General features: G+C 39.6%; 18 protein-coding genes. 14 read left to right on the top strand and 4 right to left on the bottom strand.

Features of this window, described 5'->3' with window-relative positions; all coding sequences use genetic code 11:
* Nucleotides 1–39: 39 nt before the first annotated feature.
* From EMK97_RS03355 to EMK97_RS03325, 6 genes are all read left to right on the top strand, one after another.
* Nucleotides 40–741, top strand: a complete 702-nt coding sequence (locus EMK97_RS03355; protein WP_130599444.1) for a spondin domain-containing protein — start codon at nt 40–42, stop codon at nt 739–741.
* Between the two features lie 9 nt (nt 742–750).
* Nucleotides 751–1,482, top strand: coding sequence for a spondin domain-containing protein (locus EMK97_RS03350; protein ID WP_130599442.1), 732 nt, complete (start codon nt 751–753; stop codon nt 1,480–1,482).
* Nucleotides 1,483–1,519: 37 nt separating this feature from the next.
* Nucleotides 1,520–2,395, top strand: coding sequence for a response regulator transcription factor (locus tag EMK97_RS19160; protein ID WP_246028865.1), 876 nt, complete (start codon nt 1,520–1,522; stop codon nt 2,393–2,395).
* On the top strand, nt 2,395–3,879 hold the full coding sequence (locus tag EMK97_RS03335; RefSeq protein ID WP_130599440.1) for a sensor histidine kinase: 1,485 nt from the start codon (nt 2,395–2,397) through the stop codon (nt 3,877–3,879). Before EMK97_RS19160 ends, EMK97_RS03335 begins: the two co-directional genes overlap by 1 nt.
* Before the next feature lie 140 nt (nt 3,880–4,019).
* On the top strand, nt 4,020–5,105 hold the full coding sequence (locus EMK97_RS03330; protein ID WP_130599438.1) for an HDOD domain-containing protein: 1,086 nt from the start codon (nt 4,020–4,022) through the stop codon (nt 5,103–5,105).
* 164 nt (nt 5,106–5,269) lie between these two features.
* The gene (locus tag EMK97_RS03325; protein ID WP_130599436.1) at nt 5,270–7,000 is read left to right on the top strand and encodes an NHL repeat-containing protein; all 1,731 of its coding nucleotides are present in this window, start codon (nt 5,270–5,272) and stop codon (nt 6,998–7,000) included.
* Between the two features lie 132 nt (nt 7,001–7,132).
* Here the strand turns inward: EMK97_RS03325 and EMK97_RS03320 are convergent, their stop codons facing one another.
* Both EMK97_RS03320 and EMK97_RS03315 read right to left on the bottom strand, forming a co-directional pair.
* Nucleotides 7,133–8,728, bottom strand: a complete 1,596-nt coding sequence (locus tag EMK97_RS03320) for an ABC-F family ATPase (protein WP_130599434.1) — start codon at nt 8,726–8,728, stop codon at nt 7,133–7,135.
* A 22-nt stretch (nt 8,729–8,750) separates the two neighbouring features.
* Nucleotides 8,751–11,081, bottom strand: a complete 2,331-nt coding sequence (locus EMK97_RS03315; protein ID WP_130599432.1) for a YgiQ family radical SAM protein — start codon at nt 11,079–11,081, stop codon at nt 8,751–8,753.
* Between the two features lie 238 nt (nt 11,082–11,319).
* Between EMK97_RS03315 and EMK97_RS03310 the strand changes: the two genes are divergently transcribed.
* A complete protein-coding gene (locus EMK97_RS03310) occupies nt 11,320–13,212 on the top strand; it encodes a DUF885 domain-containing protein (protein ID WP_130599430.1) in 1,893 nt (630 codons plus the stop codon).
* A gap of 37 nt (nt 13,213–13,249) precedes the next feature.
* Here EMK97_RS03310 and EMK97_RS03305 read toward each other — a convergent pair whose 3' ends face one another.
* The gene (locus tag EMK97_RS03305) at nt 13,250–14,128 is read right to left on the bottom strand and encodes a hypothetical protein (RefSeq protein ID WP_130599428.1); all 879 of its coding nucleotides are present in this window, start codon (nt 14,126–14,128) and stop codon (nt 13,250–13,252) included.
* 152 nt (nt 14,129–14,280) lie between these two features.
* Here EMK97_RS03305 and EMK97_RS03300 point away from each other — a divergent pair, with 152 nt between their 5' ends.
* Entirely contained in the window at nt 14,281–15,861 is a 1,581-nt protein-coding gene (locus EMK97_RS03300) for an MFS transporter (RefSeq protein WP_130599426.1), read from the top strand.
* Nucleotides 15,862–15,939: 78 nt separating this feature from the next.
* Nucleotides 15,940–17,730: a M1 family metallopeptidase gene (locus EMK97_RS03295; protein ID WP_130599424.1), complete on the top strand. Its 1,791-nt coding sequence runs from the start codon at nt 15,940–15,942 to the stop codon at nt 17,728–17,730.
* A 164-nt stretch (nt 17,731–17,894) separates the two neighbouring features.
* Here the strand turns inward: EMK97_RS03295 and EMK97_RS18995 are convergent, their stop codons facing one another.
* Complete coding sequence (locus EMK97_RS18995; RefSeq protein WP_170176712.1) at nt 17,895–18,035, bottom strand: hypothetical protein; 141 nt, start codon at nt 18,033–18,035, stop codon at nt 17,895–17,897.
* Between the two features lie 54 nt (nt 18,036–18,089).
* Between EMK97_RS18995 and EMK97_RS03290 the strand changes: the two genes are divergently transcribed.
* The 5 genes from EMK97_RS03290 (at nt 18,090) to EMK97_RS03270 (ending at nt 22,187) form a co-directional block, all read left to right on the top strand.
* Entirely contained in the window at nt 18,090–18,593 is a 504-nt protein-coding gene (locus tag EMK97_RS03290; RefSeq protein ID WP_130599422.1) for a GNAT family N-acetyltransferase, read from the top strand.
* A gap of 104 nt (nt 18,594–18,697) precedes the next feature.
* Complete coding sequence (locus EMK97_RS03285; RefSeq protein WP_130599420.1) at nt 18,698–20,533, top strand: serine/threonine-protein kinase; 1,836 nt, start codon at nt 18,698–18,700, stop codon at nt 20,531–20,533.
* Nucleotides 20,530–21,282 carry a PP2C family protein-serine/threonine phosphatase gene (locus EMK97_RS03280; protein ID WP_130599418.1) on the top strand — a complete coding sequence of 251 codons (753 nt, stop codon included), beginning with the start codon at nt 20,530–20,532 and terminating at the stop codon, nt 21,280–21,282. Before EMK97_RS03285 ends, EMK97_RS03280 begins: the two co-directional genes overlap by 4 nt.
* 9 nt (nt 21,283–21,291) lie before the next feature.
* The gene (locus tag EMK97_RS03275) at nt 21,292–21,639 is read left to right on the top strand and encodes an FHA domain-containing protein (protein ID WP_130599416.1); all 348 of its coding nucleotides are present in this window, start codon (nt 21,292–21,294) and stop codon (nt 21,637–21,639) included.
* A 5-nt stretch (nt 21,640–21,644) separates the two neighbouring features.
* Nucleotides 21,645–22,187 (top strand): GNAT family N-acetyltransferase, encoded by a 543-nt coding sequence (locus EMK97_RS03270; RefSeq protein WP_425462180.1) that lies wholly within the window; start codon nt 21,645–21,647, stop codon nt 22,185–22,187.
* The last annotated feature ends 85 nt before the right edge of the window (nt 22,188–22,272 follow it).

The following is a 22,272-nucleotide window of genomic DNA, read 5'->3' as shown; positions in this document are numbered from 1 at the left end:
TTAAAAAATAGTCTAATAAACGATAAGAAGGAAAGCACCATGAAAATGAAAACAGCAATAACTACGCTGGCAATGTTAACTGCAAGCATGAACGTGTCAGCACAAGATTTAGATATCACAGTAACGAACTTAAGCCAGGGCCTGTACTTTACACCAATTGTTGCTGCTGCTCACAGTGGCGATACTAAATTATTCTCAGTTGGTATGGCTGCATCGCCAGAGCTAACTGCCATGGCTGAAGGGGGGGATATCTCCGGCTTAGTTTCGGTATTAACCAATGCTGATGCTAATACTGTAGAAAATCCAGCAGCAGGTTTACTAGCACCAACTATGTCTACCACCTTTATGCTGAGCAATGATGAAGCTAACCAGTATTTATCATTTTCCGCAATGATTTTGCCATCAAACGATGGCTTTGTTGGTTTAGATAGTTGGATGATCCCTCAAGAAGCGGGTACGTATACCGTGTATATCAATGCCTATGATGCGGGCACAGAGGTTAACGATGAAATAAGAGGCAGCGGAGCGCCGGGTGAAGCAGGCATGCCAGTACCACCGCCGTTAGAATCTCTTATTGGTATGAACGGTACGGGCGTTGCCATGGAAGAAAGCAATATGGTGGTGCATGTACACCGCGGTAATTTAGGTGACGATGATATGGCTGGTGGTAAAAGTGATATTAACAGCAGTGTTCAACGTTGGTTAAACCCAATTGCAAAATTAACTGTAGTAGTTAAGTAAGGGGGCATTATGTTTTTAGCAAACAGTAAAGTGTTTTTAAAACGTCTCGCTATGCCGCTTGCTGCAACCGTGCTTGTAGGTGCTTGTGGTAGCGATAATGACAATACCGTAGCAATGCCAACTCCAGCGCCTGAGCCAGCACCAACTGAGTATAGCTATGAAGTGACTATGGTTAACTTAACGCATGGGCAACCTTTGTCGCCAATAACGGTCGCGTTACACGGTGATGAAATGTTATGGCAAATTGGTATGCCGGCCTCTGTTGCTTTAGAAAAACTTGCTGAAGGCGGGGATAATTCCGAACTTTTAGCAATGGAGTTTATTGTTGCCAGTAATAGCGCTGAAGGGGCTTTAATGCCAGGTTCAAGCACTAGCGTTACGGTAACCACTACCAGTACTGCGGCAACCCATTTATCGGTAGCAACTATGTTAGTGAATACAAATGATGCCTTCTCCGGTCTTACTGGATTAGAGCTATCAATGTTGGATGTTGATGCAAGCAAAACTTGGCACTTAAATGTCTACGATGCTGGCACAGAAGCTAACACTGAGGCTATGGGAACAATTCCAGGGCCAGCTGATAGCGGTATGGGTTATGAGCAAACGCGTGATGATATTGATTTAGTTGCTATGCATCCTGGCGTTGTCAGTAAAGATGATGGCTTAACTAACTCAGTGTTAACGCAAGCGCATAGGTTTGATAACCCAAGTATTAAATTAACAATAACACGGACGAAATAGCACCGTTGGCTTTGGTCAACGGTGTTGGCCAAAGCTTATGAACAATAAAGATAAAATTTTAGTTGTTGAAGATGAAAAAGATATTGCTGATTTAATTCATGTCCATTTATCTGAGTTAGCTGTTCAGGTTGATGTATGTGGTAATGGCGAACAAGCATTACAGCTCGCCTTAGCAAATGACTATCAGTTAGTGATGTTAGACATTATGTTGCCAGGCTTAAGTGGCTTAGATATATGTCGTCAATTGCGAACGGCAAAGCCGATGCAGGCTATCTTGATGTTAACCTCGCGTACCTCAGAAATGGATAGAGTGCTGGGTTTAGAGTTAGGAGCCGATGATTACATGACCAAGCCATTTAGCGTCCGTGAATTACAGGCGAGGGTAAGGGCGCAATTAAGGCGATTACACTGCATTGAACAAAGTAATCATGTGCGAGTACAAAGCGAAACCTTACCAGCTAACACTGCGAGTTTGAATGGATTAAATGGAGTGAATGCAGCTAATGCAGCGAATGGAGTAAACCGGGGAAACGGGGTAAATGGCTCAAACGGTATTAAGCCTGCAAACGCGATAAATGGCGCAACTGACAGGATCAATCATAACGCAACTTGTATTGGTCAATTAATGATAGATCATGTTTATCATCAGGTACGCTACAAAGACGATACTATTGATCTTACTTCAACCGAGTTTGAGTTATTAAGTTATTTAAGCAGTCACCCTGACCAAGTGTTTTCCCGTAGCCAGTTGCTAGATTCTGTGTGGGGCTATCATCACAGCGGTTATGAGCATACGGTGAACTCTCATATTAACCGTTTGCGCAGCAAGTTAGAAGAAAATACGGCTAAGCCGCAAATTATTCAAACGGTTTGGGGGGTTGGTTATAAGTTAAATTCAGCAGGAGTTCATTAATGAAGCTTTCTTTATATCAACGTTTAGCGATTACTGTATCAGCAGCTTTTGTTGTTATTGCATATTTATTGCTGTCGTGGAGTAGCGCCTTAGCTGAGCAATCTAAGCATCAGGCAGAGCAAAAACTGCATATAGAACTTGCGACGCATTTGGCAAATGACAACCCGCTGTTAAAAGACGGCGTTTATGATAAACCCGCACTTGAAAACCTTTTTCACACCTTAATGCTGTTAGGCCCCGCATTTGAATTTTATTATTTAGACCCAGCTGGCAATATTCTTACCTATTCAGCAAAACCTGACAAAATAAAACGCAAATCGGTAGATTTAGCGCCATTAGTGCAGCTTATTTCTGATCAGCAAAACATGCCGATTTATGGTGATGATCCTCGCAGTTTATCTGGTAAAAAAATATTCTCTGCCGCACCTATTTATAACCAAGGTAATCTACAAGGTTATTTATACGTGATTATTGGCGGTGAAATTTATGACTCAGTGTTTGCTCAAGTACAAAGTGATCAGCAGTTGCAGCAACATGGTTTGCTAATTATAGCCGCGTTAGTATTAGTGCTGCTGTTGCTTTTGGCCTTATTTCGTTACTTTACTGTGCCCATTCGCACCTTAGCTAAAGATATGGAGAAGTTAAAACAGAATAAATTTGACAGCGCTAAGCTTAGCTTAGTTAAGTGGCAACAAAATGATGACAACAATGAGGTGCAGGTGTTAGGTAATACCTTTGTTGAAATGGTTGAGGTGATCAATCAACAAATGCTGCAGTTAATTGAAAATGAGAAAACACGCAAAGAATTACTCGCCCATTTATCCCATGATTTACGAACGCCGCTTGCTGCCATGCAAGGTTATATTGAAACCATAGCATTAAAAGGAGATGCCTTAACAGCAGAGCAAAAAGAGCGATTTCTCGCAACAGTTATGCGTAATGGTCAGCAACTAAAATTACTTATTGATCAAATATTTGAGCTGGCGCATTTAGAAGACGGTCAAGTATCGGTTAATTTAGAGCCTTTCCCGATAGCTGAGCTTGTTCACGATATTGTCGCTAAGTTTTCACTTAAAGCGCAAGAAAAGCAAATCACCTTAAAGGTAACGCCGCAAGAGTGCAGTGATTTGGTTCATTCAGATATTGCCAAGTTAGAACGCATCCTAAGCAATTTGCTCGACAATGCTATTCGTCATACACCCAGCAAAGGTGAAATCACTTTAAGAATTGAACAAGATAATAACCAAGTTACTGTATCCGTAAGCGATACCGGGACTGGCATCAGTGAGCAAGAGCTGGATTATATTTTTGATGCTAGATATCGCGCCAGCAACGCCAGTGAAGACAAAAATCGCCATGCCGGTTTAGGCTTAGCCATCAGCAAAAGACTAAGCTTATTGCTAAACTCTGATATTAAAGTAATGAGTAGATTAGGACAGGGAAGTTGCTTTTCATTTTCATTACCAAGACTTGCCAACAGTTAAGTTAACATTGAGTTAGCCATATCAGAGTTTGATCAAGATTAACCGCCAAATAAATCTATCACGCTATACTTAACTCAGATTTAAACTAAAATTTTAGTTAATTTACTTAAAGTTAACGTTTGATAGTGTAAAGGTGGTTAATGTTTATAAGCTTGTTAAAGCGCGTATTTAATGGCAATCGAGCTAGTGCGCAGGCAAATTATGTTTATTTTGAAGAAACAAGAAACAGTCAACAAGAAGAAGCAGAGCAGGCGATTAATCAATTACAAAATGAATTAGCGCAAACCGCTATTTCAATGACCTCACCAGAAGAGCAGCAACAAAAAGCCTTTTATGACTATTTGTTTGGTGATTCATCGGTAAATACGTCACAGGATGAATTATCTCTGTTTGTTACTGAGCAAATAGAAAAACTCCTTGCCAACCCTAAATATATTCTTGAAGCCTTACCTGTATTGCCTACCTCACTATCTAAAGTGTTAGCGCAGTTAAATGATGAAGCATTTGATACCGAAGTATTGATTGTTTTAATTGAGCAAGAGCCAGTTATTGCCGCTAAAGTCATCGAGTTAGCCAATTCTGCTTTATATAAACGTGGCGATAAAGATATAACCGATCTTAAATCTGCCTTTATGCAGCTTGGTACCCAAGGGCTAATCGAAGGCGTTATCAATGGTTTTGTTAGCAAATTAACCCCAAATTCTCCTATCTATTTTCAGCAGTATGGACAAAAAATTTGGCAGCATAGCCAATCAACGGGTGAAATTGCCAAGGCGTTAGTGTTGCAATCTGAGATAAAAGAAGAGGCATCACAAGCTTATTTACTTGGTTTAATTTGTAATTTAGGCGATATGATTATTTATCAGCTGTTAATGGAAGCATTTTCGATTGTTCACCCAGATTGTCAGCCTAACTCTTTTGCTTTTAAAGAGTTAATGTATAAGAATTCGAAAAAGTTAACTTATCACATCGCAAAATATTGGCATTTTCCCGAGCCGATATTAAAAACCTTAGCACTGCAAGCTAAGATCAATAACACCACGTTATTAAAACCTTTATTAGCACAAAGACCAATAGCCTGTTACATCTATGAAGCGAACTTAATTAGTGAGTTAATGATGCAGAATCAAAATAAAGATCAGATTATGGTTACAGCCGTTGAGCTAACTTTCACTGAACAAGCGCATCAATTTATTCAACAGCAAGCTGAGAGAGGCGATAATTAGCCATAGGCGTTATTGAATTCTACCCTTGGGTTGTATCGAACATCGGCATTGTTTTACCAAGTTAACCTAACTTATGATATGTTCTTATCCCTGTCGTTATAAATACAAGGAATGTTGTCGCGCTGGTAATTAATAACACAGCTACTTGCGCCTTCCATCTCGTTATGAAACAAAAGTCACAATTTGCTGCCTGCATTATTGTTATTGGCGCAGCTATTAGTTTGTTCTATTGGCTATGGGGCATGCAATTAAAATCTGAAGTAGGGCGCTTGGGTCACCTGAAAGTTCATGAAAATCAGCTGATTCTTCAATATCAACAACAGCTTTTTTGGCTTAAAGATAATGAAAGCTTAAGTAAACAATTAGATTTTAGTGAGCTAGGTTTAAAGGCTTTTGGCGACTATGCCTTGTTTAATAATGGTGATTTACTGGTATATCACCGTAACCAAGCCCCTAGCTTTTTAAGTCAAATTGCGGCATTTGTTAGGTTAACTAGCCAAGCTAAAGTCAATAGTGAGCAAGCATTGGGTGATGATGGTTTTTATCGTTGTAACTTGCTTACTCGCCAATGTCAGGTATTTGGAGAAAACTTGCCTAAATTGGAGCGCACGTTTCATTTAGCAATTAGCCAAAAAACTAACACCGTATTTTTGGCCAATACCAGTGAACATAAGCTCTATAAAATAAATGAACAAGGTAAAGTTATTGCTAGCTCAAAAGCAAATTTATTTAGGTTTCCTAATCAGTTAAAGCTGGTTAATGATGAATTATGGCTTGCTGATACCAATAACCATAGCTTGAAACAGGTTGAAATAGCGACTGAGCACTTTGGCAATATCATTCAAACAGTAGCAACCTCTATTGATAAAAAATACAAGTTTCCACACCAGTTTAGCCATCATGATGATAACGTTTGGGCTATAGTCGCGCCGAAGAATATGGCCTTTGCGCAAATGGCGCTATTTGATAAACAAGGAAAACTGAAAACCAAGTTGGAAAAAGGTGTAGGTGAAGATCCTATGTCCGTTACTTTTTGGCAAGGAAAACTATGGTTAGCTGATTATCAAGATATATTAATTGAGCAATTTAATGAGCAAGGTGAATACCTTGGCGAACTGCAGCTAGATACCTTGACTGAGCTAAAAGCTGAAAGACACGCTTTGATTCAGTTAGCACAAGAGACAGAGCAACAAGGGAAGTATGCTTTTATAGTTATCATGATTGTTGGTTTTGCTTTGGCATTTATTTTAGAAGGTAAGGAAACCAAAGCAGCTTTTAAACAAGCAAACAAATTAGAACTTGAACAAGCGATAACTAAAGCTAAAGCACAATATAGTACCCCACATCAAGGCAATAATATTGTTTGGCTAACAAATCGTGCTCAGAAGTATCAAGGCATTATTTATGTTCTGTTATTAGTCATGTTGCTGTTGCCCATTATAAGTTGTGTGCAAATTTTGATGTCTGTAAATGATGAAAAGTGGGGGGAGCTGGTGCCATTTTTCTTTGTCATTATCGCGTTAGAAGGCATGCTTTTATCTATGGTTTATAACGTTAACTATATTAAAAATATAGCACTTGGTGTGACCGGAAAGCAGTTAATAATGCAAGCAGCAGATAAAGAAGTCAGGCTTGATATTGCTGACATGAAATTTAGCGATAATTATTTCATATCCGATGATTTATCTATTCCTATCGGTAATGCTAAGCAAAGGTATTTTGATTACCAGCAATTACAAACCTACGTATTACCTCATATCAATATTGATAATAAATTGAGTCATTTTTCTAGTTGGAAATTACTTTGGCAGCAAAAAGAGCCATTATTTGTCTCAACACTAAGGTTAATTGTGCTAGCTACGATTTTGGCGTTAGTTATAACGGTAGCCTTGTAGTTACAATAGTGTCAATAAGTCGTTTTATTAAGGTTAGGGCTGGAAGGAGTTAGGGCAGGAAGGGTAGGCAGCCAATATTGATTATTGGCTGCAAATTGCTGTGACTAAACTATTTATTAAGCCGAGCTTAGGTTATTTAGCTTGGCTTGCTAAATATTCATCATATGTGCCAGCAAAATCATTGTAACCGTCTTCGGTTAGCTCGATTATGCGGGTCGCTAGTGAAGAAACAAATTCACGGTCATGACTAACAAATACTAAGGTACCTTCGTACATTTCTAATGCCATGTTTAATGATTCGATAGATTCCATATCCATGTGGTTGGTTGGCTCATCCATGACTAATATATTTGGTTTTTGCATCATCAGCTTACCAAATAACATACGGCCTTTTTCACCACCTGAAAGCACTTTTACTGACTTTTTAATATCATCAGCTGAGAACAATAAGCGACCTAAATAGCCACGCACCACTTGTTCGTCATCACCTTCTTGTCGCCATTGGCTCATCCAGTCAAACAAGTTCATGTCATTTTCAAATTCATATTCATGATCTTGTGCGTAGTAACCAATATTGGCATTGTCAGACCAATTAAATTCACCTGAGCTTGGCTCATAGCCAACATCATTCATTAGCGTACGCAGGAAAGTAGTTTTACCAATACCGTTTTCACCGATAACCGCAATACGTTCGCCTACTTCTGCTAAGACAGAAATATCTTTTAAAATGTGCGTATCATCAAAGCTTTTGTTTAGTTTTTCAATGGTTAGCGCATTACGGAATAGTTTCTTTTCTTGTTCAAAGCGAATAAACGGGTTAGTACGGCTAGATACTTTAACTTCTTCTAATTGAATTTTATCTATTTGCTTGGCACGAGATGTGGCTTGCTTTGCTTTTGATGCATTAGCAGAGAAACGAGCAACGAATGCTTGTAGTTCACCAATTTGTGCTTTTTTCTTCGCATTATCAGCAAGTAAACGAGCACGTGCTTGCGTTGCCGCTAACATGTATTCATCATAGTTACCCGGATAAACACGTAATTCACCGTAATCTAAATCCGCCATGTGAGTACAAACACTGTTTAAAAAGTGTCTATCGTGCGAAATAATAATCATGGTTGAATCACGTTCGTTGAGCGTTTCTTCAAGCCATTGAATGGTGTGAATATCTAAGTTGTTGGTTGGCTCATCGAGTAATAAAATATCTGGCTCAGAGAAAAGTGCTTGTGCAAGCAGGATACGTAATTTAAAGCCTGGGGCAATTTCGCTCATTAAACCAAAGTGTTGTTCAACAGGAATACCAACACCCATAAGTAATTCACCCGCGCGACTTTCGGCAGAGTAGCCGTCCATTTCCGCATATTGTGATTCTAAATCACCCACTTTCATGCCGTCTTCTTCGCTCATTTCAGGCAAAGCATAGATGCGATCGCGCTCTTCTTTTACTGCCCAAAGCTCTGTATGACCCATAATAACGGTATCAATAACTGAGTACTTTTCAAAAGCAAATTGATCTTGGCGAAGCTTACCTAAACGCTCGCCGGTATCTAGGCTAACATTGCCTGACGTTGGCTCTAAATCGCCTCCTAAGATTTTCATTAAGGTTGATTTACCACAGCCGTTGGCACCAATTAAACCGTAACGGTTTCCGCCACCAAATTTTTGTGAAATATTTTCAAATAATGGCTTAGCGCCAAATTGTTGAGTGATATTATTTGCTGCTAACAAGTTATTTTCCTACTAATGGTTGTTAACGATTGCCATTATTTGGCTTACGTTTTTTAAATTGGTTGTCGCTAAAGCGTGTTAAGCCTTTTTTATGAGGTTGGCTTTTACCATAATTTCTTGGCTGCCCTGGGCTAGTTTTATTACCCTTAGCATTGTTTTTACCTTGTCTTTGCTGGTCGGCTAACGATTTTTCGCCACGAGTCTCAGCAGGCACTAAACAGCCGGGTTTGTTACCTATTAACTGTCTGGCTAAGCCCATCTTTTTCAATGCTTCACGAATCATTGGCCAGTTAACTGGGTCGTGGTAGCGTAAAATCGCTTTATGTAATCGCCTTTGAATGGCGCCTTTAGGTACTGGCACGTTGGCGCTGTCTTTTGCTAAGTTATTACTGGTAATGTTACTTAGCGAGTCTAACTGGGTATGATAAAGCGTTGTAGCATTAGCCAGCGGTGACGGGTAAAAGTTCTGTACTTGGTCAAGCTTAAAGTCATTCTCTTTTAGCCATAGCGCCAGATTTACCATATCTCTATCCGTGGTACCGGGATGTGCTGAGATAAAATAAGGGATGAGATATTGTTTTTTACCCGCAACTTTAGAGTAATGATCAAACATTTCTTTAAATTTGTGGTAACTGCCCATACCTGGCTTCATCATTTTATCTAACGGGCCTTTCTCGGTATGCTCAGGGGCAATTTTTAAATAGCCGCCAACATGGTGACTTGCTAATTCTTTAACGTATTCTGGATCTTCAATGGCTAAATCGTAACGCACGCCTGAAGCGATCAGGACTTTTTTAATGCCTTTAACATTTCTTGCTTTACGATAAAGCTCAACGGTTGGCGTGTGATCTGTATCTAAATGACCGCAAATGGTAGGCCATACGCAAGAAGGTTTACGACAGGTTGCCTCAGCTTTTTTACTTTTACAGTTAAGCTGATACATGTTGGCCGTTGGACCTCCGAGATCAGAAATCGTGCCAGTAAAGTTAGGCACTTTTTCTTTGATATCTTCAATTTCGTTGATGATAGATTCTTGTGAGCGACTCTGAATAATTCGACCTTCGTGCTCGGTAATAGAGCAGAAGGTACAGCCACCAAAACAGCCACGCATGATATTGATTGAGGTTTTGATCATGTCATAAGCAGGAATTTTAGCATCACCATAACTAGGATGCGGTACGCGCTGGTAATTTAAACCAAATACGCCATCCATTTCAGTTTCCGAAAGCGGTATGGCAGGAGGCGTGATCCAGACAATGCGATCACCATGGCTTTGCACTAAGGGCTTTGCTGAGCCTGGGTTGACTTCTTGATGAAAAATACGCGAAGCATGGGCGTATAATACTTTGTTATCTTTTACCTGCTCAAAGCTTGGCAGCTTAATATAAGTATTGAGCCAAGGCATATGCTTATCGCTACCTGTTGGGTAGGTGTCTTGATAAGTGGCTTGAAAGTCATTTTTACGCGTTTTAGCACTGTATGCCCCTGCATCGAGAATATCTATGACTTGTGCGCCGTTATCTGGCGTGAAGGTGTTTACATCATCTTCACCTTCAGTATTTTCAGCATTGCTTTGACAGCTACTGCTATCCATTTCTTGATATGGGCTGATAATGGGATCAATTTTGCCTGGTCTGTCGATATCTCGTGAATCTATGCCTTGCCAGTTAGGTAAGGGCTTTGTGGTAATAAATGCGGTACCACGAATATTAGTTAATGAACTAACATCATCACCACGGGCAATTCTGTGGGCTACTTCAACTAAGGGGCGTTCGGCATTACCGTAGATTAAAATATCAGCTTTTGAGTCAAATAATACTGAGCGGCGTACTTTATCTGACCAATAATCATAATGGGCAATGCGGCGCAAACTGGCTTCAATACCGCCAATCACCACAGGCACGCCTTTATAGGCTTCTTTACAGCGTTGTGTATATACGGTTACCGCTCTATCTGGGCGCTTGCCACCTTCATCATTTGGGGTGTAAGCATCATCATGACGCATACGTCGTTCAGCCGTGTAACGGTTGATCATCGAGTCCATATTGCCGGCAGTTACACCAAAAAATAGGTTTGGCTTACCTAGTTGCATAAAGGCATCTTTAGAGTGCCAATCTGGTTGGGCAATAATGCCAACGCGAAAGCCTTGCGCTTCAAGCATACGGCCGATAATTGCCATACCAAAGCTTGGGTGATCAACATAGGCATCACCTGTTACCAAAATAATATCGCAGCTATCCCAACCTAGCTCATCCATTTCTTGGCGAGACATCGGCAAAAATGGTGCCGTGCCATAGCACTCAGCCCAATATTTTGGGTAGTCGAATAAGGCTTGTTGCGGATTTGGGATCATAGGTATTGCTCAATCAGTGATAAATTATTTAGTTGTACAGAGCTTAAAAATAGCGCTTGGTAAAACTAGGCGCGCGATTATAGCAAAAATATGGCATCTGTCCTAAAGAAACTGTGTTTAAATTTTAAGCAGGTCAATTGTGGCGCATATATTTACTTTACCAAATTGATTTGCTCTAATTTAGCCAGTTAATTAATTAGCTTTATAAAAACAATAATGCTAGCCAAGAGATAATTCTATGAAATACACACTTCTAGCCAGTGCAGTTTGCGCAGCACTGACACTATCAGCATGTTCAGACGAGCAAGCAAATCAGCAAAAGCCAACAGCTAAAACTGCCAGTGAAGCGATTGCGGCGGCCAATAAACAAGCGCCTGTCAGTATTGACGCGCTTTATGAAAAGGCCATGAAAGTCCTTTTTAATCACCGAGCATTATCTGCCACCATGTACGGTTTATCTAAAGACGATATTGGCTACTTTGCTAATGATAAACTTGAAGATTTTAGCCCAATTAATGAAGGTAATTTAAGGTTTGAACTATTAACCTTATCTAAGCAAATTGCTGAATTTAATCTTGAAAACCCAAGCACAGTTGATAAAACTAACCAACAAGTTATGCAGGGGTTAACCCGTTATTTTGCTGGAAGCCCTAAGTTTTCTATCGGCTATATTGATACTTGGATGGGTTTATCACCTTTTATTGTTAATCAAATTAATGGTCCGTTAATTGATATTCCACGCACCATGCAAAATGATCAACCGATTACTAATGAGCAACAAGCTTTAGATTATATTGCCCGTTTAAATAAATTTGAGCCATTAATGGCCAGTATTGAAGCAAAGCAAAGTTTTGATACGGCGCAGAACTGGATCCCACCTAAGGTGACAATTGAAGGGGCGTTAAAATATTTACGTGGTTTTATCAGTGTTGAGCCAGAGCAGCATGTGTTTGTCACTGTGTTAAAAGATAAGCTTAATAAAGGCAGTGATTTATCTGATGCGCAACAGCAAAAACTAGTTAAGCAAGCTACGGATGTTGTCGCTAATGTGGTTTATCCAGCTTATCAGTCTATCACTAAGGCAACAGAGAAACTGTTAGAAAAAGGTCGTGATGAATCAGGTATTTGGGCACAACCTAACGGTGCTGCTTATTATCAAGATGCCATTAAACAGCTAGGTGATAGTGATTTAACAGCAGAGCAAATTCACCAAATTGGTTTAGATGAAGTAAAACGTATCAGCGCCGAGATGGATACCATCTTGCGTGAGCAAGGTTACACTGAAGGCAGTGTTGGTGAGCGTATGGTAGCGCTTAACGAAGAGCCGCGCTTTTTATATGAAGACTCAGATGAAGGTCGCGCCGAACTTTTAGCTGATATTAATGGCTACATTGCTGAAATGACGACAAAAATGGCGCCACTATTTAAAACTAAGCCGAAATATGAAGTCGAAGTTAAAGCTTTCCCTGTGGAAGTGCAAGATGGTGCCTCGGGTGGGCAATATACAGCGCCAGCCGTTGATGGCAGTAAACCGGGTGTTTATTGGATTAATTTACGTGATATGAAAGCTAATCCTAGATTTGCTTTAAAAACCTTGACTTATCATGAAGCAAATCCAGGTCATCATTGGCAAGTGGCGCTTAATTTAGAGCAAGATGTCATGCCGTTTTTACGTCGAATCGCACCCTATAATGCCTACATTGAAGGTTGGGCGCTGTATTCGGAGTTAGTCGCCTATGAATTAGGCATGTATGACAACGACCCCTTTGGTAACTTAGGTCGCTTACAAGCTGAGTTATTCAGAGCTGTTCGTTTAGTGGTTGATACGGGCTTACATGAAAAACGTTGGACGCGAGAGCAAGCCATTAGCTACATGAGTGAGAAAACAGGCTCGGCTGAGTCTGATGTTACCTCTGAAATTGAGCGTTATATGGTATGGCCAGGTCAGGCGCTGGGTTATAAGTTAGGTATGCTGAAAATTGTTAGCCTGCGTGATAAAGCCAAACAAGCGTTAGGGGAGCGCTTCGATTTAAGTGAGTTCCACGATGTTATTTTACTTGGTGGTGCTGTACCTATGGCAGTGCTAGAGCAAAATATTACTCAGTGGATTGAAAACTACCCTAAAAGCTAGTTAGCCAATTAGCAGTAACGTAACAGTGCCTTATGCCTTAAGGCACTGTTACGTTAAATACTTCTAGAAAATATTGTTTTAAATCTTGATGATTGCTTTGCGGTACCCACTTCGCATGGCTTTGATAAAACCAGTCACTTGAATATGCTTTGTTTAAAATACTATTGATATCTTCAATGACAGCATATCCTAGCGGCGTTTTGGCGCAGCTGATATGTCCCTTGATATAATCAGGCGTGTTAGCAACTTTATAACTTTCTAATGAAATACGTTTGCCTATCAGCATATCTATATCAGCAGGGTAATAGATAACATAATCAACTCGTTGTTTTACTAGCATATCCGCGGTTGATTTGACCCGAAAACCAGCGGAGCGAGCAAAGACATTGTTACTTGCTAATTGTGCTATTTGCTTATCTAGGATGACGCCGTATGAAGCTCCGTCGGCAATGCCTAATATTTCATCAGGGTATTGTGCAAATAATGCCGGTAAGCTGATAATTTCATCTTGTGCATTGAGCGCTTTTTGACTCATAGGGGAGGTTTTCGCTAAGCGATACAGCTTCAGCCCTAAGTAAATATGTTGCACATCACTAAAAATACTGTATTGCTGGCGTTGTGGCGTTTTAATTTTGTTATCGACACAGACATTTTGCTGTGATTTTAATAAAGCGTTTATCCGCTTAATTGACGTAGGAATATATTCTATATCATAACCTTTGCTTTTGAGTTGCTTTAAGATATAGCGAATGGTTTCTTGAGAAGTTGAAACAGCGGGGCTATCACTGTTAATCTTGCCTTCATGAGTATTTTCAACTAGCCAAGTTAACTTTTTCTTAGGTTGAGCCAATGCGTCATAACAAAAGCTATGACAGAGTAGGCTAATCACAAAAACTAACTTAGCTTGAGTCTTCATTACTCATACTCAATTAACGACACTGAGATAAGTATAGCTGTTAGCCAATAAGCATTAGAAATTAGGTAAAAGAAATTATATTTCCTTCTTTAACTGAAGTTGGTGTATATTGCATGCAAATTAAAAATAAAACTAAAAATAAGGGCATTTAAGTGAGTGAACAAAACACATATGCAGAGAATGACTTAAAAGATGTTAAGCAGCTAGGGTTGTGGGCATCTATATTAAGTCTTGGTTATATATTTTGGCTGGTAGGCGGTATGGAAATCGTTGAACGTGTCGCCTATTACGGTGTAAAAGCCAGTGCCAGTTTATATGCAACCGATGCGGTATCTAAAGGTGGTTTAGGGTTAACCATGAGTGACTACGGTACCATCATGTTTATCTTTGCCTTAACGCAAACCTTTGTTCCGATTGTTTTAGGTGGCACAGCGGATCGTGTTGGTTATAAAGAAACTATTGCCATCTCTACCGTGATTAAAATCGCCGCTTATCTAACTATGGCTATGTTTCCTAGCTTTTTAGGTTTTACTCTTGGCGCTATGTTACTTGCTTTTGGTACCGGTATTTTTAAACCGGGTATTCAAGGAACTATGGTTAAATCGGTAAAACGCGAAACCAGTACCATGGCTTGGGGGATATTCTACCAGTTAGTTAATATTGGTGGTTGGTTAGGGCCATTAATTGCCGTACAACTGCGTCAGCTAAGTTGGAATTCATTATTCTATACCTGTGCAGCAATTATTTCGTTAAACTTTATCTTATTGCTTATGTATAAAGAGCCAGGTAGAGAAGAGCGTTTAGCGAAAAAAGCGAAAGTGAAATCGGGCGAAGTTGAGCAAAAAGCACTTTGGCGTGAAACCATTAAAGAAGTGAAAAAGCCTATCGTAATGGGCTATATGTTTGCCTTCTCTGGCTTTTGGTTTATGTTCAATGCCATGTTTGATGTTTTACCAAAACACATTGAAGATTGGGTCAATACTAGCACTATAGTTACAGATTTATTTGGCGCAGGTGGTACACAAAACCCATTTTGGATTGGTTTATTAGGTTTAAACCACGAAGGTACTAAGGTAATGCCGGAATATATGATGAGTGTTAATTTCATCATGATAGCGACAACCTGTTTTATTGTTGCTGGTATGACTGCCAAGTTTAGAATTTTAAGTAGTATGTTAGCTGGCTGTATTTTGTGTGTATTAGCTATGACTCTGGCTGGCTTTACGCCAATGGCATGGGCCATGTTGGTTGCTATTGCGGTGTTTAGTTTAGGTGAAATGTTACTTAGCCCGAAAAAGGGCGAGTTTATGGGGAATATTGCCCCAGCCGATAAAAAGGCCATGTATTTAGGTTTTGTTATGCTACCTCAAGGTATTGGTTGGACACTTGAAGGTAAATTAGGTCCATGGCTTTATGATGTTTATGCCTCAAAAGACTTGCTTGCTAGAGACTACCTACAACAATTAGGTATGGCAGCAGATAAAGTGGCTGCGATTAAAAACGGTGAAGCTTTTGACACCTTAGTTGCTTTTACTGGTAAGCCTGCACAAGTGATGACAGATACCTTATATCAAGCCAATAATATTGGTATGGCTTGGTACATTATTGCCACGGTTGGCGCTATTTCTGGTGTTGGAATTTTCTTATATGCTAAATGGGTATACCGTTTGCAAAAAAACATCTCGGCTAATGAAGCCGATGGTGCGAAAGAAACCACAGTACAAAGTTTATAATAATGTTTTAAGGCCTAATGTTTTTATTAGGCCTTTTCTTTTTCTTTATTTTTTCTATTTATTTTCGGACATTTTTACATGAGTTCATTAGATTTTACCCGTGACTATCATTCTTATGCGAATACTGATCAGGTTAAGGTAACGCATTTTGATTTGGCTCTCGCCATTAGTTTTGAGCAAAAGCAGTTATCTGGTTATGTTGATTTAGCCATTGAGCATCAAACAGAGCAGCTGGCTAGTGAGTTAATTTTAGATACGCGCGATTTAACCATTGAACGTGTAGTAAATAGTAAGGGTGAGGAGTTGAGCTTTGAGCTAAGCGATGCTGATGACATTTTAGGGAGTCAATTGCGCATCTCTTTAATAGGTGATGATCCTTGGGTTAAGGTATATTATAAAACCAGCCCGTCAGCAGAAGGCTTGCAGTGGTTAACAGCAGCACAAACTGCAGGTAAGAAACTGCCTTATTTGTTTAGTCAATCACAACCAATTAATGCCAGAAGCTGGATTCCTTTGCAAGATAGCCCGAAGGCGAGAGTTACCTTTAACGCAAAAATTATGGCGCCTCACGGTATGCGTGTGGTAATGAGTGCTGATAATGATCATGTCACCAATCAAGCACTTAATGGCTTATTTATGTTTAAGATGGCGGAGCCCATTCCAACACACCTTATGGCTATTGCTTGTGGTGATTTAGCCTTTCAAGCTTTAGGTGAGCGCACCGGTGTTTACACTGAGCCAAGCATGTTAGAGGCTTGTGCTAAAGAGTTTGAAGATACCGAAAAAATGGTTGCCATAGCTGAAGAGTTATTAGGACCATACCGCTGGGGACGCTACGATATGATAGTGTTGCCGCCAAGCTTTCCATTTGGTGGCATGGAAAACCCACGCTTAGCCTTTATGACACCAACCTTAATCGCTGGCGATAAATCATTAGTGTCTACCGTTGCGCACGAGCTGGCACACTCTTGGACGGGTAATTTAGTCAGTAATGCGACTTGGCGTGATTTATGGCTAAATGAGGGCTTTACCACCTATTTTACCAACCGTATTGTTGAAGCAGTTTACGGTAAAGAAATGGCAGAGCTTGAAGTGGTATTAGAATATGGCCGCTTAATGGAAGAATTTAAAACCATGCCGGTTGATAAACAAAATGTGACTGCTAATGTTCAGTATGATGACCCTAATAAGGCCTTTGATCGCTTTACCTATGATAAAGCGTCAATGTTTGTTCATGACTTAGAGCGCCGTTTAGGCCGTGATGATTTTGATAAGTTTTTATTTGACTACGTAGAACATTTTGCTTTTAAAGCCATTACCACAGAAGATTTTATTGCCTATGCTAAAACCACGTTATTAGTTGCTCACAGCGATAAAATATCTGAAGAAGAGCTACTTACTTGGATTCATGGCACAGGCATGCCAAGTTGGTTTGTTGCGCCACAATCAAGTAGTTTAGATAAGGTTGTTGCTCAACAAGCACTTTGGTTAGCAGGTACATTGGCGAATAAGCTTGAGGTGGAAGGTTGGAGTGTGCATCACTGGCAATACTTCTTAACAACCTTGCCTGAGGTTGTCTCGGTTAATCAGTTAGCTGAGTTAGATGAGTGTTTCGCTTTTACCCAATCAAAAAATGCTGAAATTGCCTTTGCTTGGTTTACCGTAGCAATCCGAAATCAGTATCAAGCAGCACTGCCTGCTATTGAAAGTTATTTAATCTCAATTGGCCGAGGAAAGTTTGTTAAGCCGCTTTATCAGAGTTTAGCTGATGCAGGTTATAGTGATCAGGCTAAAGCGATTTACCAGCAAGCTAGAGAAGGTTACCACCCATCAATTGTTGGTATGTTAGATAAAATTGTTAACCCTTAATTTAGGTGAACAAATATCTGCCCGTGTTGTTAATTAAGCTGAGTTCTGGTTAATTAGAAATCGCAGCACGGGCAATGGCTAAATCATTTCTATGCTTGAGCCAGAGACACCAATGGCAGCAATCACGTGTTTATTTTCCCTAGCCTGACACAGCTCTGAACTGATCAAATAGTTAATTTAATTGATATTACCTGTATATTGGCTTTTTCTGCAGCTGAAATTGCCTTAGCAATAATGTGGTTTGCTTGTGTTAAGTTTAACGTCATTTCACTTGCTCTTTGATTAAAAGTGTATATTGTATACATGAGGTTTGTGCTAAGCAAACTATTTCCATTTTACAATAATACAGGAGGTTGAATATGATTTGCCAAACACCTAGATTAACGCTGCGTGAGTTTCATCACGACGATGCGCCATTTATTGTCACTTTACTTAATGATAAGTCTTTTATTGAAAATATTGTTGATAAAAACGTAAGAACTAATGACGATGCCATTAAGTATTTAAATGATGGCCCGATGGCAAGTTATGAAAAACATGGTTATGGCTTATATATGGTCACGTTAAACGACTGTGATACCCCCATTGGTATGTGTGGCTTAGTAAAGCGCGATGATTTTGACTACGCTGATATAGGTTATTCATTGTTACCACAATATTATGGCCAAGGTTATGCCATTGAGGCGGCAAAAGCGATAGTTGATTTTTGTCAAAATACGCTTGGTTTTGATACCTTGGCAGCGATTACTAAACCTGCAAATAGTCGCTCAAATAGCTTGCTTGATAAACTTGGTTTTGAATTCCAAGAAGTGATTGAGTATTACGATCAGCCGACCAACTTTTATCTATTGGCATTAAATTAACGCTTGTTATAGTCAAATTCACACTTTCATTATTATTTGCTTTATTGTTACACTCATAAGCTAACTGTTTTGCTTAAAGAAAAAACAAGAATAATAAGGCGCTAATGAATAACAGTTTACTTCCGCTTCATAAAACAGGCTGGCTATACCTTTTAATGGTATTTTGGCTGGTTTGTTTATGGGCAACAATAACAGGCTTTTTTAATGAAATCAGCCAGTTTAACTTATCTTTTTATCAGCAATTAATGCACCTGAGGGTAGATAGCATTAGCACACCTTGGCTGTTGATTCTTGCCCAGTTCATATTTTTTTGTTGTGGTTTAATCTTGCTGTGGCGCCTGCAAAATAAGCCCAATTTACAGCGCAGTTTTTACTTAGCTAGTTATTGTCTTGTGCTTTTTGCTTGTCAATATCTGTTGAGTCAATTTCAATACTGGCTTGATTTGACGCCGAGTATCTTAGCGCTTTTTTGTTCTAGTTTGCTGCTGCAAGGCTATCAAAGAGAATGTCAGCTATTTATCAAGGTTAATGCGCAATATGAGCCATTGCTTTTGCAGCAATTAAAAACCCTTGTTAGTTATGGTGATGAGCAGCAAATTAGTTATTTGCTCAATCAGTTGCCTGTTAATGAGCAAATGGTGCAGGGGGTTTATCAACTCTGCCAAGGAAACACGATAGCAGCAGATGCAATTAGGGTTTTATTGTTAACTTGGGTAGAAAAAACTGACATTGCTCATCAAGAAAGCCTTCAGATGTTAAGAGAAATACGTCAACGTAAGCTTCATAAAAAAGCACAGGAAAACAACTCTGATAGTTTAGTTACTGGCAAGGCTAGTGCGCAAACCAGCGACTTAAACTTAGCTATCAAGCAAAAAGATATCGCGCAAAATTATATTGTGCCAAAAGAAGAGAAACCCGATGTTAATAAAATTAACTGGCATAGTTTATCAAGCAAAACAGCAGAAGAGCAGCCTCTTGAACAAACACTTATTTTATCAGAAGCTGCAGAGCAACTTGAGCAAACGTTAGTTATAAGTGCTGATCAAACTCAGCCAATAGCAACTGAAAGCCTTGCTAATACCATGGCATTTAAACACAAGCAATTTGGTCGTTATCAAGTAGAAGGTTTGCTCGGCAAAGGGGCTATGGGGATAGTTTATCAAGGTATCGATCCTATGATTAATCGTCATGTGGCGATTAAGTCGTTGCAATTAAGTGATAGTGTTGATGAAGTAGAGCTCGCTAAAGCCAAGCAGCGCTTCTTTAGAGAAGCGGAAACCGCAGGTAGTTTGAGTCACGCAAATATCGTCACTATTTATGATGTCGGTGATGAAGGCGCTTTAGGTTATATTGCCATGGATTTATTAACGGGGGCGCCATTATCACATTTTATTAAGCCAGACCGGCTTTTACCTGTGCCTCTAGTTTATCAGCTGATGATTCAGATCACCGATGCACTCGAATATGCACATAAGCAAAATGTCGTTCACCGAGATATCAAGCCCGGTAATATTATTTATGATGATGACTTACAAAAGGTCACTTTAACGGATTTTGGTATCGCTTGTGTTAATGATAACAGTAGAACCAGTACTGGCGTAATTATGGGCAGTCCTTACTATATGTCACCAGAGCAAATTTTAGGTAAACAGGTTGATGGGCGTAGTGATATTTTCAGTTTAGGGGCAACCTTTTATCAGCTATTAAGTGGCTGTTTGCCTTTTGAAGGTGATTCTGTCGTTAGCGTGGTATATAAAATTAGCAATGAAAAGCACTTAAGTGTTGGTAAGTGCAATGATGCCTTGCCTGCAAGTGCGACTCGTATTACCAATAAGGCCTTACAAAAGGATGTGAATAAGCGTTATCAATCTATGCAGGAATTTAAGCAGGCACTTATTAATGCCTTAAAAAGAGATTTTAAACAGGCACCCATGATATGAGTTATCCAGTCAGTACATTATGCGAACGAGGCAATATTAGAGCAAATAATGAAGACGCTATAAGTTTTGGTTTTCATGTACCTTTAGCTGCTCAGTGGATGGTTGTTGCTGATGGCATGGGCGGGCATTTAGCTGGTGAAGTGGCCAGTAAACTTTTAGTTGAGCACGTACAAGCGCAAATGTCGAAGCTACAAGCTTTACCTGAAGAAGGCTGGCAGGTCTGGTTAAAACAACAACTGAGCCAAGCAAACGAGATTATTTATAATCAAGCTCAAAACGATCAAGCACTGCAAGGTATGGGCACAACCGGTGTGCTTGTTGTCTTGGTTAATATGACATGTCATATTGCTTGGGTCGGTGATTCAAGAGCTTATTTAATGCGTCAGCAGCAATTGCAACAGTTGACCGAAGATCACACTATGATTCAGTTTTTGTTAAATAAAGGTGCTATCTCGGCAAAAGAGGCGCAAAAGGCGAACAACAAGAACTTATTATCAAAAGCATTTGGTAGTAAAGCCAGTATCGAGGTGGATTATAGTCAAATACCATTAGCTGGTGATGATGTTGTTATGCTATCTAGCGATGGTTTGCATGATTTTTTAACTAACGCTGAGTTGTTAACTTATTTAGATAATTTTAGGGCAAATCCTACTCAGGGGAGTGCGATTTGCCAGCAAATGTATTTACATGCCTTAGAGGCTAAAAGCAAAGATAATATTACATTAGGCTTAATTGCCGTAGAGGAATAGGAGTGAATTATGGCCTACTTGGCGCTAATTGTTGAAGATGTAGTCATTAATAAATGGGAATTAAACCAAGATGAATTACTTATTGGCCGCGTGAAGTTTTGTGATATTCATATTGAAGATAGAGCGGTTAGTTCAAAGCATGCCCGCTTAGTTGTTAAGCAAGTGCCTTATGAACAAGGGGGCAGTGTCGTTGTACTGGAAGATCTAGATAGTACCAATGGCACAGAGCTAAATGGCAGAATGATTTCAAGGCAACTGCTTAAAAATGGCGATATTATTAAAATCGGTTTTAATCAGTTTAAGTTTGTTGATGGCTCAGCACTTAATTTAGATGAAACCGCTGTTATTGTTGGCTGATGACTTTGAACTATGAAATTAAATCGGTAAGCGCTAGCCATGCCAGTGATATTGCCAATATTTATAACTATTATGTCAGCAATAGTATTGCCACCTTTGAAGAAGAGTTAGTTTCTACTGCGCAGATACAACAGCGAATTAACTCGGTAATTAAAGGCAAGTTACCTTGGCTCGTTATCATGCAAGCAGATCCTGTAACAGGGAAAGAATACGTGTTGGGCTATGCTTATGCCTCTCAATGGAAGGAAAGAGCCGCTTATCGATTTTCTGTGGAAGTGAGTATTTATCTGGCTGCCAATCAAGAGGCAAAAGGGCTAGGAACTAAACTTTATTCTACCTTATTTACGGCGTTAAAATCGGCAGATATTCATGCCATTATTGCCGGTATATCTTTACCTAACCAAGCCAGTATTGCCTTACATGAAAAATTTGGCTTTGAGAAAAGCGCACATTTTTCACAAGTGGGCTTTAAGTTTAATCAGTGGATAGATGTTGGTTATTGGCAGGTAAGGCGTGATAAGCTGACTTTAGATGCCGCAACTTGTTAAGCAATAATACCCCTAAAAATTATGTTGAATTAAACTCGACTAGTTTGCGTTAACGCAAATAGTTATTGCTGAAAAAGCGTTATGC

This window comes from Litorilituus sediminis, from assembly GCF_004295665.1.
Classification (GTDB): Bacteria; Pseudomonadota; Gammaproteobacteria; order Enterobacterales; family Alteromonadaceae; genus Colwellia; species Colwellia sediminis.
This window is presented reverse-complemented; position numbering and strand designations above follow the sequence as displayed.

What these genes read in the sequence shown, in the direction of transcription:
- EMK97_RS03350 (WP_130599442.1), top strand. Translation starts at nt 751, where the DNA reads ATGTTTTTAGCAAACAGTAAAGTGTTTTTAAAACGTCTCGCTATGCCG.
- EMK97_RS19160 (WP_246028865.1), top strand. Translation starts at nt 1,520, where the DNA reads ATGAACAATAAAGATAAAATTTTAGTTGTTGAAGATGAAAAAGATATT.
- EMK97_RS03285 (WP_130599420.1), top strand. Translation starts at nt 18,698, where the DNA reads ATGAATAACAGTTTACTTCCGCTTCATAAAACAGGCTGGCTATACCTT.
- EMK97_RS03335 (WP_130599440.1), top strand. Translation starts at nt 2,395, where the DNA reads ATGAAGCTTTCTTTATATCAACGTTTAGCGATTACTGTATCAGCAGCT.
- EMK97_RS18995 (WP_170176712.1), bottom strand. Translation starts at nt 18,035, where the DNA reads ATGTATACAATATACACTTTTAATCAAAGAGCAAGTGAAATGACGTTA.
- EMK97_RS03295 (WP_130599424.1), top strand. Translation starts at nt 15,940, where the DNA reads ATGAGTTCATTAGATTTTACCCGTGACTATCATTCTTATGCGAATACT.
- EMK97_RS03330 (WP_130599438.1), top strand. Translation starts at nt 4,020, where the DNA reads ATGTTTATAAGCTTGTTAAAGCGCGTATTTAATGGCAATCGAGCTAGT.
- EMK97_RS03290 (WP_130599422.1), top strand. Translation starts at nt 18,090, where the DNA reads ATGATTTGCCAAACACCTAGATTAACGCTGCGTGAGTTTCATCACGAC.
- EMK97_RS03310 (WP_130599430.1), top strand. Translation starts at nt 11,320, where the DNA reads ATGAAATACACACTTCTAGCCAGTGCAGTTTGCGCAGCACTGACACTA.
- EMK97_RS03325 (WP_130599436.1), top strand. Translation starts at nt 5,270, where the DNA reads ATGAAACAAAAGTCACAATTTGCTGCCTGCATTATTGTTATTGGCGCA.
- EMK97_RS03355 (WP_130599444.1), top strand. Translation starts at nt 40, where the DNA reads ATGAAAATGAAAACAGCAATAACTACGCTGGCAATGTTAACTGCAAGC.
- EMK97_RS03280 (WP_130599418.1), top strand. Translation starts at nt 20,530, where the DNA reads ATGAGTTATCCAGTCAGTACATTATGCGAACGAGGCAATATTAGAGCA.
- EMK97_RS03275 (WP_130599416.1), top strand. Translation starts at nt 21,292, where the DNA reads ATGGCCTACTTGGCGCTAATTGTTGAAGATGTAGTCATTAATAAATGG.
- EMK97_RS03315 (WP_130599432.1), bottom strand. Translation starts at nt 11,081, where the DNA reads ATGATCCCAAATCCGCAACAAGCCTTATTCGACTACCCAAAATATTGG.
- EMK97_RS03305 (WP_130599428.1), bottom strand. Translation starts at nt 14,128, where the DNA reads ATGAAGACTCAAGCTAAGTTAGTTTTTGTGATTAGCCTACTCTGTCAT.